Origin of the sequence: Streptomyces sp. NPDC052036, from assembly GCF_040680495.1 — a bacterium.
Taxonomy (GTDB): domain Bacteria; phylum Actinomycetota; class Actinomycetes; order Streptomycetales; family Streptomycetaceae; genus Streptomyces.
The window spans coordinates 1-10,762 of the sequence record NZ_JBFAWW010000081.1; the positions used below are offsets into that span (position 1 = coordinate 1).

The following is a 10,762-nucleotide window of genomic DNA, read 5'->3' on the forward strand; positions in this document are numbered from 1 at the left end:
CTTTCCGCAGTCGTGCGTTGATCGACTCGATCAGGTTCGTCGAGTAGACGACCTTCCTTATCTCCGGCGGGAAGGCGAGGTAGGGGGTGAATTCGCTCCACGCGGCCTGCCAGGTCCGCAGGATCGCGGGATACCGCTGGCCCAGCTCGCCTGCGGCGAAGTCGGCGAGGGCCTGCTCGGCGGCCTGCTCGGTCGGGGCGGTGTAGATGGCCTTCAACTCCGTGACGAGCTTTGCGTGGTGCTGCTTGGAGGCGAACCTCAGCGAGGCACGGATCAAGTGGATCACACATGTCTGAACGGTGGCTTTGGGCCAGGTCGCGGTGACCGCGTCGGGCAAGCCCTTCAGTCCGTCGCAGGCGACGATGCACACGTCCCCGACCCCGCGGTTGCGGAGCTCGGACAGCACGGTCATCCAGGTCGTGGCGCCTTCGCCCTCGTCGCCGGCCCATAGGCCGAGCACGTCCTTGCAGCCGTCCATGTCCACCCCGACGGCCAGGTAGACCGGCCGGGAGGCCGCGGATCCGGAGCGGATCTTCACCCACAGGGCGTCGATGTAGATGATCGGCCAGATGGCGTCCAGCGGTCTGTTCTGCCAGGCGTCGAGCTCGTCGGTGACGGCGTCGGTGACCTTGCTGATCAGGTCCGGTGAGACCTCGACTCCGTACATGCCGGCCAGGTGCGAGCGGATGTCGCGCACCGACATGCCACGTGCGTACAGCGACAGGACCTGTTCGTTGAAGCCTGCAAGGCGCCTGGCGTGCTTGGGCACGAGCTGCGGTTCGAAGGTCCCGTCACGGTCCCTCGGAACGGCCAGCGTGACCGCCCCGGCATCGGTCAGCACCGTCTTCGGCGATGTGCCGTTGCGGCTGTTGCCCGAGCCGCGGCCCGCGGGATCGTGCTTCTCGTATCCGAGGTGATCGGTCATCTCCACGTCCAGGGCCCGCTCCAGCACGGCCCGGGTCACCTGCGTCAGCAGCCCGCCTTCACCCAGCAGGGCAGCACCCGAGGCGTCGGCGCGGTCCGTTCAGCCGCTCGACGACCTCATCCACGAGCTTGTCCTCGGCCGGTTCGACGGCCGGGATCTCGTTGTCGTTCATGTCCGTCCGTCCCGGCTGGTCAAGGGCCCAGGTCAGAGCCCCGGCCAGCCTGTCACCTCACGGACTTACACAATCTTTCAGACACGCTCGCGGCTGCCGCCGTAGCGGCAGCGTGCTGTCCGGTGGGTTACTCGGCCTGCGCGGACTGTGCCTCGTCCTTGGCGGGTGTGCTCGTCTGCTCGGCGGTGTCGGGGGTGGTGTAGAAGACGGAGGCGCCTTGCTTGGTCCGCTTGGCCTGGCTCTTGGCCACGAGTCCTTCGAGGGTGGTGCGTACCACGGTGGTTTTGATGCCGCGCTCGGGATGGGTCTTGTCGAGTGCGGTGGTGACTTCGGCCGCGGAGCGCGGTTCGCTCTGCTCGGTGAGGTGGTTGCGGATGAGTTCGACGAGCGTGGGCCGGCCTGTCTTCGCGGCTGCGGCCTTGTCCGTCGGCTTGTCGGCCGCCGATTCCTTGCTGGTCGTGGCGGTGCCTTGCGTGCCGGCTGTCTTCTTCGCTCGCGTCCGCTTGCCGGTTCCGGCTCCGGTTCCGTTCTCGGTAGAGGCCTTCGTGCGCGGAGCGGGTACTGCGGCGCTGTCCGGAGCGGCTGCAGGCTGAACGGGTGCCGGCGCAGTGCCGAGCACCTGCTGCACGTTGACGAGCACGGAGTGGTCGTGCTGCAGCGCGGTCAGTTGTTCCTGCAGCGCGGCGATCTCCGCACTGATGCGTTCCTGCTCTTTGGCGTTGTGTTCGAGGTCGTTGGTGACCTGTGTGGCGTACTGCGATGTCAGTTCAGTGCCGGCTGTCGTGGTTTCGGACATGGGTTGACCTTTCTCTCGGTTTGCTGACCGGGCGTGCAGCACCTGTGGCATACGCGCTCAAGCGTCTGTGTTCTCGGGCTGGGATTCGAGCGGCAGTGGCCATGACTGCTGTGTGTCCCGGTGTAGAGATAGTACGGATGGGTGGAGTCTGTTGTTCTTCTTGAGTGATGTCTATTTCTCAACCTGAGCTTTACGATCACGATGAGTGAGGCTGATGGGAGTCCTGCGGCGGAATGACGTGAGGCAGGTTGGTGGGGGAGTTGCCTCAGGACGAGGGGAGTGAGTGTCCGCACGGGCGGGTGCGCAACCAGCGCGGCGGCACCGTCGACGCCGTCTCCTGGGGCCACCACCGCTGATCAGTTCCACGCCGAGCTGGTGGCCCTGGACCTGTCGGATGCGGCACCTTCCGCCGGCAAGCCGAGCACATGCAGGCTGGTCCGTTACGGCAGGTGGCGTGCCTCCCCACGCGGTCCTTCTCTCGTTGGAGGAGGTGCTGCGGACGGTCAACCCGGTCCTTCGGGGCTGGGCGGCCTACTTCCGCTACGGGGTCTCGAAGCGGACATTCGCCTACCTGGGCTGGTATGCGTGGTGGCGAGTACTCCGCTGGATTCGCTACAAGCGCCCCCACATGACCTGGAAGCAACTGCGGCGCCGCTACTTCGGAGCGGATCGCATCAGCGAGGGCGGTCTCGTCCTCTACAACCCGGCGAAGATGAAGGTCGAGCGATACCGCTTCCGCGGAGCGCAGATCAGCACGCCATACAACATCGACGAGGTTGATCCGGAGAAGGCTCGCTTTCGCCGGACCAGCCACGACGATGTGGCCTTCGTCGGCCAGGTCAGTGAATACCTCGCCTGACACATCGGATCACGTGGAGAGCCCGCTGCGGGGCCAACTCGCACAGCGGGTTCGGCGGGCGGGGACGGGAAGACCGGCACCGGAGACGGTGCACGGCGTCCCGTCCCCGACCCAACACATGGAGCTCGACCGGCGGGGCGCCGAGCTCCTCTTCCAGGTTCTGACGGAGCGCGAGGAGAAGAACAGCGTCGCCATCGCCTCCAACGAGTCCTTCGGAGGATGGACCAAGACCTTCACCGACCCCCGCCTCTGCGCTGCCATCGTTGACCGCCTCGCTTTCGGCGGCAACATCATCGAGACCGGCACCGACTCCTACCGCCTCGCGACCACTCGCGCCCGAGCCGAACAACAGTCCCTGGGCTGAGGGGCCCGATCGAAGAGGCGCGAAAGTTCAGGACTGCGCGGTCCGGAACGCGAGATACCGGCTGAAGGCTTCGTGGCTGTCGGGAGTGAAGCGCCACTTCAACAGGGCCGTGTGAAGCTCCGACTCGGTCAGCCAACCATGCCAGGCGACCTCATCGGGATCGGGGGTCACAGCGTCCGGAACCACGGCTTCATGCACGCCGAGCCAGTGAGGGCTCAGGCCGCTGCGGTTGATGAACGTGAACAGCAAGCGCGGCAGGCCACGGATGCCCAGCTCTTCGGCCAGCTCCCGCGCGGCAGCCTGTTCATAGGACTCACCGACATCCACGGCGCCACCGACCATGACCTCATAGAGCCCGGGGAAGCGCGACAGCTGCTCCGACCGCCGATGGACGAGGATCCGACCACGCTCATCACGACACACCGTCGAGGCGATTCGATGCAGCCAGCCCTCCCGGATGGCCTGCCAACGGGTGACCACCCCCAGGACACGATCTTGACAGTCGACACGCTCCACCAGTTCATCCACGAAGCACACCCTGGCAGAACCCACTGACAACGCCGTTTCTCGACGAGTCGTTCTCGGAACTCGACAACATTCTGGACTCACTTTGATCAACATCTGTTGCCTGAACTCGGCATCAACCGTTCCCGCGTCACACCGACGAAGCCAAGTTGCTGGCTCAGATGGGACTGCACGGCGTCTCCGGGGAGCTGAAGAACCTTATCTTCGCCGCCGACGAGGGGTTCGTCGAGCCGGTGCAGGGCCCATTCGCGGGTGGCGGCGAACTGCTCGCCGAGGAGCTCGGGCACGCTGCGCGGCACATACTGCGCCTGACCGCCGCTGCGGTAGGGGGCCGCGACCAGGCGTCGGGCCGCGTGGTTCGACGCGGCCACCCCGAGGTCGCCGCGCAGGATGTGCAGGCACAGGTCGATGCCCGAGGCGGCGCCGGCCGACGTCAGCACGCTGCCCTCGTCGACGAACAGCACGTTCTCGTCGGCCCGGACAAGCGGATGCTTTTCTGCGAGCGCCCGCGTGTAGTGCCAGTGCGTCGTGGCGCGCCTGCCGTCGAGCAGGCTCGTGGCGGCGATCGCGAAGGCTCCCGTCGAGATGGCGGCGAGCCGCGCACCGCGATCGTGGGCGGCGCTCAGCGCGTCGACGACGGCCTGCGGCGGTTCGTCGTGGTCCGGGAACCGGTAGCCAGGGACGAAGACGATGTCGGCCCACGCCAGCGCGTCGAGACCGTGGGCGACGTGGTAGGCCAGGCCGTCGCCGCCGGTGACCAGCCCGGGTGCTGCTCCGCACACCCGTACCTCGTACGGCATGCTCGCCCGGGTCGTGAACACCTGCGCGGGCATGCCGACATCAAGGGGTTTCGCACCTTCGAGTACGAGGATGGCGACGCGACGCAGGCGCAAGGAGGCATCATCTCGCGCGCTCGGAACGGACGTCATGTCTCTGGGTCCGGGATGTGGCGGGTGAAGGCACGCCGGTAAGCGGTTGGCGTGGTGTTGAGGGCGCGCCGGAAATGCAGTCGCAGGTTGGCGGCCGAGCCCAGGCCGCAGTCGCGCGCCACCAGGTCGATCGGCTGGTCGGTGGTCTCCAGCAGTTCGCGTGCCAGGCCGAGCCGGGCGTTCACCGGCCACTGCAGGGGCGTCGTGCCCGTCTCTTCGGCGAACCGGCGCAGGAAGGGGCGTTCGGAGATGCCGGCGTGGCGGGCTAGTTGGGTCACGGCGAGCGGCTGTGCGAGACGTTCGAGAGCCCAGGCTCGGGTGTCGGTAAGCGAGGTGTCGCCGGTTGTCGCGACGCGGGCGGGTACGTACTGGGCCTGCCCGCCCTCGCGGTGGGGAGCGGCGACGATGTTCCGGGCGATCTGGTTGGCCCCCACGGCGCCCAGGTCGCGGCGGACGATGTGCAGGCACAGGTCGATGCCGCAGCACACACCGGCCGAGGCGAGGATGTTGCCCTCGTCGACGTAGAGCACGTCACGGTCCACGTACACGGCGGGGTAATGGCATTCGAGTTCGTCCGTGTGCTGCCAGTGTGTGGTGGCGTGCAGATCGTCGAGCAGGTCAGCCGCGGCCAGTGCGAATGCACCGGTACAGATGGACACCACGCGTCGGCCCCGGTCGCGGGCCGTGGCCAGCGCGTCGAGCACCGCCGACGGCAACAGCCCTGGCTGCGGCGCGAACCCCGGACCGAATCCCGGCACGATCAGCGTGTCGGCTGCGCGCAGGACGTACCAGTCCGCCGGTGACGGCCAGCACGAAGCCGCCGGCGGCGGAGGCGGAACTGGCCAGTCCGCACACGGAGACCTGGTAGGGGGTCTGCGTGCGGGGCCCGAAGATCTGCAACAGGATGGCCAGGTCGAGCGGGGCCATCCCGTCCAGCGCCAGCACAGCCACTCGATGGACGCTCGTGGCGGCATCCTAACGAAAGCAGGCATTTCTGCCACTCGTGGAGTCCGGGCGATGTAGCGAGACTTGAGGCATGACCGGATCAGTTCCACAACCGGCGTTCGAGCCGGCCTCCGATACTCAGTCGCCGGTATGCCTGGCATCGACCACCGAGATCCAGTCGCGACACGGCCAGGCCGCCGTCCCTGCGCGGAGCCCTGGCGTCGGCAGCCTGGTACTGCTGGCCTCGATCGTCATATCCCTCATGGCCGCATCCAGCGCGCCGACCCCCCTGTACGCGAGATACGCGGCCGCGTGGCACTTCTCGTCGATCACCACAACCGGCGTCTTCGGCGTCTACGCGATCGCGGTGCTGCTGTCCCTGCTCGTCTTCGGACGCGTGTCCGACCACATCGGCCGACGGCCGGTGCTGCTGGTCGCGCTCCTCTTGCAGACCGCCGCGATGGGCGTGCTCACCACCGCCCAAGGCCTGGACGCGCTGTTCCTCGGACGGATCCTGCAGGGCCTGTCCACCGGCGGCGCCCTCGGCGCGCTGGGTGCGGCGATGCTGGACGTCGACCGGCGCCGCGGCACCCTCGCCAACGCGGCCGTGCCGGGACTCGGCACCGGCGCCGGCGCGCTGCTGTCCGGATGGCTGGTCCAGTACGCGCCGGCACCCACACATCTGGTGTACCTGGTCCTCATGGGCGCGTTCGTCGTCCAGGGCGCGGCTGTGATCCGCATGCCGGAAACCGTGAGCCGCATGCCAGGAGTGCGCGCCGCTCTCCGCCCCGAACTGGCCGTACCGTCCGCCCTGCGCGGCCCGGTCCTCGCGGCGGCGCCGATCCTGTTCGCCGTGTGGGCGCTCGCAGGCTTCTACGGCTCACTCGGCCCGTCCCTGGCCCGGCAGCTGTCCGGCTCCGCCTCCACCGTAGTCGCCGCACTCGGGCTCTTCCTACTGGCGGTGACCGGGTCACTGGCTTCCCTCGTACTCGACCGCGCCGCGCCGCGCACCGTGATGCTGCTGGGCATCGTGCTGTTCGCGGCGGGGGCGGTGGCCACACTGGCCGTGGTCGACACGGGGTCGACACTGGGATTCTTCGGCAGCACCGTGGTCGCCGGTCTCGGGTTCGGCGCCGGATACCAGGGCGGCATCCGCACCGTTGTTCCCCGCGCGGTGCCGCACGAACGGGCCGGCGTGCTGTCCGTCCTGTTCGTCGTCTGCTACGTCGGCATGGGAGTGCCCTCGGCCATCGCCGGGGTGCTGATCGTGCACGGCGGCGGGCTCATCGCCACCTCCCGCGACTACCTCCTGTTCCTCCTCGTACTCGCTGGCGCGGCTCTGGCCGGGCTGCTGTTGACGAATCGTTCGGCACAAGCCGTCAGGCCGGCCTAGACCTATGCGAGCCGACGTGCTTCGGTCAACGGCAGCCACGACGGCCGCGACGCTCAGCCGCTGCAGCAGGGCATCGACATGTCGAGGGCCTGGTGTTGTCCGGCATGCGCTCCGTCCTCGGAGGAACTCAGCCCGCTCTCCTCCCGCCAAGCCGTTTCCTACCCCAGTACCCACCCACCGCGCCATCGCGGCACCCGACTGACTCGCAACACCACGCCAGGACTCGTATGTGCGCCCTGTCCGCCTCTCCTGGCGCTCGGCCCCGCCGCTTGGCGCACTTCAACGCGTTACGTTCAGCCCGAGCCGGATCGGCGACAGGGCCCGCCCGGCCCAGCTACCAGGAGCATCTCCATGACCGAATCCCCGGTCCCCCAGCACGAAGCCCCGGTCAAGACCATCGCCTTCGTCCAGTACCCGGGCCTCAGCCCGCTCGACATCGCCGGCCCGTTGCAGGTCTTCGGTGTGCTGTCCCTTCTCGTCCCCGGTTACGACACGGTCGTGGTCGGCGAGCGGATCGAACCGATGGCCACCGACACCCCGCTGTCCCTGGTTCCCAGCCACACCTTCGAGACCATGCCCGATCCGCACGCGCTCATAGTGCCCGGTGGCACGGTCCCCACCGTGGCCGCGATGGCCGATGAGAAGCTGCTGGACAGGCTGCGTACCGCAGCCGCACGGTCCGAGATCGTCGGCTCGGTGTGCACCGGCTCGCTGCTTCTCGCCGCCGCCGGTCTCCTGGAAGGGCGCCGGGCCAACACGCACTGGTTGTACCGCGGCCTGCTAGCCAAGTTCGGGGCGATCCCGGTGGCCGAGCGCTGGGTCAGGGACGGGAACGTCATCACCGCCGCCGGAGTGTCGGCCGGCATCGACATGGCACTCCACCTGGTCGGCGAGCTCGCCGGCCCGAACATCGCGCGCAAGGTCCAGCTGTTCGTCGAGTACGACCCCAAGCCCCCATTCGGCCCGATCGACTGGGAGGCCGCCGACCCCGGCCAGTACGCCCCCCTTCTCCAGCAGCGTCTTCACCGCGCCCTCGCCGACCATCCCGCGCTCCTGGAACGCCTGACCTCCTAACCTCCGCGTTTCACTTGCGGCGGTGTCCAAGTCTTGAGCGGAAAAGCGAAAGTGCCTTCTGAACTGGGAAGATGAGGCTTGTCGAAGGTCTCTGTCATCACAGCAGGAAGGCACTTTCTGCGTGCACCCTACCCGGTCGCGTCCCAAGCTCGTCGTGTCGGCCGACGGTCACGGGGTGGTCAGCCACGCCGGATCCCGCCTGCTGGCCGATCTCTCCGATGTCACTGGCCTGACCAGCGCCTTCACTGACGCGCTGCGTCAGCTGCGACCGCGTGGCACCGGGCACGACCCCGGCCGGATCGCGGTCGATCTCGCAGTCATGCTCGCCGACGGCGGCGAGGCGATAACGGACCTGGCCCTGCGCGCGACCAAGCGGAGGTGTTCGGCCCCGTCGCCTCCACGCCAACCGCCTGGCGCCTGCTGGCCGGCATCGACTCGGCTGCACTCGCCCGCCGCCGCGGTATCCCGGCCGTCGCTGACTTCCTGGACTACACCGACACCGAGTGAGCACCCGGCACCACCGGCTGCCCGAGGCTGTGGCTGACGACGCGATCACCACTCCTGCGGGTTCGGTGGTCACTGGTTCGCCCTTGAGCTGGTGGCGGCAAACGCTAGCGTTGCGGGATGCATGCGCGCGTAACGGGCGTCGTCATCGAGGACGACGCCATTCTGCTGCTGGACCAGGGCACCGAAGGGACGCGGTCGTGGTCCCTGCCCGGGGGCAAGGTCGAGAACGGTGAGACGCTCGAAGAAGCGCTAGCAGGGCTTGGTCAGGTCGGCTGTGGTGACGTGTGTCCTCCGGGCCTGGTGTGGCGTTGAGAGAGCGTGACTCCGGACGATATGGCTGCAGTACGTGGTGAGTTGGAGGAGTTCGCGGCGGAGGTGTTCGAGCCGTTCGCGCGCAATGACCAGCGCCGCTGGGGACAGGTCTGCCTGCGGGGACTGCTCACCGACGGGCAGCGTAATTGATCGTTTCAGAATGAGGTTCGGAGTCGTCTCAGGCAGATAATGCTGCAGGCGAGTTGAAGCAAGCCGAGGTGCAGGTCGGCGCGTACCTCGTAGCGGATACGCAGGCGCTTGAACTGGTGGAGCCAGGCGAAGGTCCGCTCGACTACCCAGCGGGTCTTACCCAGGCCGGAACCGTGGGCGACGCCTCGACGGGCAATGAGAGGCTTGATCCCACGCCTCCACAGCAGACGGCGGTACTTGTCGAAGTCGTAGCCCCGGTCGGCGAACAGTCTGCGCGGTCGGGTCCGCGGGCGTCCTCGCAGACCCCGGATCGGTGGGATCGCGTCCAGGAGCGGCAGGAGCTGTGTGACATCGTGGCGGTGGCCGCCGGTCATCGTTACGGCGAGCGGGCTGCCATGCCGGTCGACGATCAGGTGGTGCTTGCTGCCCGGCCGGCCCCGGTCGACCGGCGAAGGTCCGGTGTGATCCCCCCTTTGAGCGCCCGGACGTGCGAGCCGTCGATCGCCGAGTCGTCCATCTCCAGGAGACCCACCGCTCGCAGCTCGGCGAGAAGCACTTCGTGCAGGCGGGGCCAGACGCCAGCCTCGGTCCAGTCCCGGAGCCGACGCCAGGCGGTCACTCCTGAACAGCCAACGACCTGGATGGGAACATCGCGCCAGGCCACGCCTTTGCGCAGCACGTACATGATGCCGGCGAGCGCAACGCGGTCCGACACCGGCAGTCGTCCGGGGTGGCGATGGCGCCGGGCAGGCCGAGTGGGGAGAAGCGCAGCTATGCGCTCCCAAAGATCGTCGGGAACAAGGTCAGCAGACACGTCAGAGAGTGTGCCCGACGCCCTATCAGGCATTGACCGCGATGCCGGTGTTGATGCGACTGGCAGGGCTGGGCGGGTTCAGCGCCAGCCTCCGTGGCGAGGTTCCACATACTCGCCGAACAGGGGACCGAACTCCTGACCGTCGTCGTCGGTTACAACGTAGTCCGGTTCGGTCTTTGAGGCGGCTGCGTGCAACCGGATGACGAGGTCAGCGACAGGCACGGTCCGCAGCGACAGGGCCGCGGCCACCTGGGCAGCCTCGTTGTCGATGTCCGGGTTGTACTTGTCACGGGACCGTTCAAGGCGTCGAGCGGAGACCTGCATGACCTCGACATCGCCACCGCTCGAGAACGTGAGGCAGTCGTGCCATTCCAGCCCGATGATGATCTCCAGCGCTTCCCCAAGATCATCGGCAAGCAGACCGCCTTCCCCCTCCGAACTCGCGTACACCACCGGTCGGCGACCGTTCTGCTCTGCACAGAGGAAGTACGCCCCACCGGCGGACTCCCCGGCGATCACCTCCATCGGCGCACCCGAGGCAAGCCTCAAGCCCTCGCCATAGTGCTTCCGATGGATGTCGAAGCCGAATGACGACCTCAGCAGTAGATCGATCTCTGGGGTGTTCTGGATCAGGTCGAGCAGATGATCACTTGAGGTCATGGCACGGACGATAGCGACTGTCACTGACGTGCCGGCACCACGGTGAACAGCGTGGTGCCGTCCGTCCGTGGCCTGACCCCCGCAGATGGCGCGCTTCACGTCCGCTTCGAAGATCCCAAGCCATCACTGCTCATTCTGAAACCACCAGTAAGCCGGCCGAGCCGATGGCCGCACGGCTCGGTGAGGACGGGAACCGGCAGGCGCTGGCCCATTCCATCACCAACAGCCCGTGGGACCCGGCTCACATCCGGGCGAAACTGGCCTGGCGGATGGAGGGAGTGATCAGGCCGCAGGCCCTGGTCTTCGACGACACCGGGTTCCTGAAGGACGGGACCGC

The 10,762-nt window shown here is 67.7% G+C and carries 10 protein-coding genes and 5 pseudogenes; 8 read left to right on the forward strand and 7 right to left on the reverse strand.

The window, feature by feature from the left end; genetic code table 11:
* Positions 1–964, reverse strand: a 964-nt coding sequence (locus tag AB0L95_RS41175) for an IS256 family transposase (protein ID WP_365171680.1), incomplete at its 3' end; no start/stop codon positions are given.
* 260 nt (positions 965–1,224) lie between these two features.
* Positions 1,225–1,893 (reverse strand): hypothetical protein, encoded by a 669-nt coding sequence (locus AB0L95_RS41180; RefSeq protein WP_365171682.1) that lies wholly within the window; start codon positions 1,891–1,893, stop codon positions 1,225–1,227.
* Positions 1,894–2,347: 454 nt separating this feature from the next.
* Between AB0L95_RS41180 and AB0L95_RS41185 the strand changes: the two genes are divergently transcribed.
* A complete protein-coding gene (locus tag AB0L95_RS41185) occupies positions 2,348–2,752 on the forward strand; it encodes a group II intron maturase-specific domain-containing protein (protein ID WP_365171684.1) in 405 nt (134 codons plus the stop codon).
* Positions 2,753–2,867: 115 nt separating this feature from the next.
* Positions 2,868–3,116, forward strand: a pseudogene (locus tag AB0L95_RS41190) (ATP-binding protein); the annotation flags it as partial.
* 27 nt (positions 3,117–3,143) lie between these two features.
* Here the strand turns inward: AB0L95_RS41190 and AB0L95_RS41195 are convergent.
* From AB0L95_RS41195 to AB0L95_RS41205, 3 genes and pseudogenes are all read right to left on the reverse strand, one after another.
* Positions 3,144–3,653, reverse strand: coding sequence for an NUDIX domain-containing protein (locus AB0L95_RS41195; RefSeq protein WP_365171686.1), 510 nt, complete (start codon positions 3,651–3,653; stop codon positions 3,144–3,146).
* A gap of 77 nt (positions 3,654–3,730) precedes the next feature.
* Entirely contained in the window at positions 3,731–4,570 is an 840-nt protein-coding gene (locus tag AB0L95_RS41200; protein WP_365171688.1) for an AraC family transcriptional regulator, read from the reverse strand.
* Positions 4,567–5,497, reverse strand: a pseudogene (locus AB0L95_RS41205) (helix-turn-helix domain-containing protein). The gene AB0L95_RS41200 and the pseudogene AB0L95_RS41205 overlap by 4 nt, the downstream one beginning before the upstream one ends.
* A gap of 265 nt (positions 5,498–5,762) precedes the next feature.
* Here AB0L95_RS41205 and AB0L95_RS41210 point away from each other — a divergent pair.
* From AB0L95_RS41210 to AB0L95_RS41230, 5 genes and pseudogenes are all read left to right on the forward strand, one after another.
* Positions 5,763–6,908 (forward strand): MFS transporter, encoded by a 1,146-nt coding sequence (locus AB0L95_RS41210; protein WP_365171698.1) that lies wholly within the window; start codon positions 5,763–5,765, stop codon positions 6,906–6,908.
* A gap of 351 nt (positions 6,909–7,259) precedes the next feature.
* A complete protein-coding gene (locus AB0L95_RS41215) occupies positions 7,260–7,982 on the forward strand; it encodes a DJ-1/PfpI family protein (RefSeq protein ID WP_365171690.1) in 723 nt (240 codons plus the stop codon).
* 91 nt (positions 7,983–8,073) lie between these two features.
* Positions 8,074–8,432: pseudogene (locus tag AB0L95_RS41220) on the forward strand (transposase); the annotation flags it as partial.
* 174 nt (positions 8,433–8,606) lie between these two features.
* Positions 8,607–8,801, forward strand: coding sequence for an NUDIX hydrolase (locus AB0L95_RS41225; RefSeq protein ID WP_365171692.1), 195 nt, complete (start codon positions 8,607–8,609; stop codon positions 8,799–8,801).
* Between the two features lie 21 nt (positions 8,802–8,822).
* Positions 8,823–8,945, forward strand: a pseudogene (locus AB0L95_RS41230) (IS701 family transposase); the annotation flags it as partial.
* Between the two features lie 11 nt (positions 8,946–8,956).
* Here AB0L95_RS41230 and AB0L95_RS41235 read toward each other — a convergent pair.
* Together AB0L95_RS41235 and AB0L95_RS41240 are read right to left on the reverse strand one after the other, a co-directional pair.
* Positions 8,957–9,765, reverse strand: a protein-coding gene (locus AB0L95_RS41235; protein WP_365171694.1) for an IS5 family transposase whose coding sequence is annotated in 2 segments (ribosomal slippage) — positions 8,957–9,426 and positions 9,426–9,765 — 810 coding nt in all. Because the reading frame shifts where the segments join, the coding sequence is not laid out codon by codon here.
* Between the two features lie 78 nt (positions 9,766–9,843).
* Complete coding sequence (locus AB0L95_RS41240) at positions 9,844–10,425, reverse strand: hypothetical protein (RefSeq protein ID WP_365171696.1); 582 nt, start codon at positions 10,423–10,425, stop codon at positions 9,844–9,846.
* Positions 10,426–10,583: 158 nt separating this feature from the next.
* Between AB0L95_RS41240 and AB0L95_RS41245 the strand changes: the two are divergent.
* A pseudogene (locus AB0L95_RS41245) lies at positions 10,584–10,762 on the forward strand (transposase); the annotation flags it as partial.

Coding starts and splice junctions, on each gene's coding strand:
- AB0L95_RS41180 (WP_365171682.1), bottom strand. CDS start 1,893: ATGTCCGAAACCACGACAGCCGGCACTGAACTGACATCGCAGTACGCC.
- AB0L95_RS41200 (WP_365171688.1), bottom strand. CDS start 4,570: ATGACGTCCGTTCCGAGCGCGCGAGATGATGCCTCCTTGCGCCTGCGT.
- AB0L95_RS41215 (WP_365171690.1), top strand. CDS start 7,260: ATGACCGAATCCCCGGTCCCCCAGCACGAAGCCCCGGTCAAGACCATC.
- AB0L95_RS41225 (WP_365171692.1), top strand. CDS start 8,607: ATGCATGCGCGCGTAACGGGCGTCGTCATCGAGGACGACGCCATTCTG.
- AB0L95_RS41240 (WP_365171696.1), bottom strand. CDS start 10,425: ATGACCTCAAGTGATCATCTGCTCGACCTGATCCAGAACACCCCAGAG.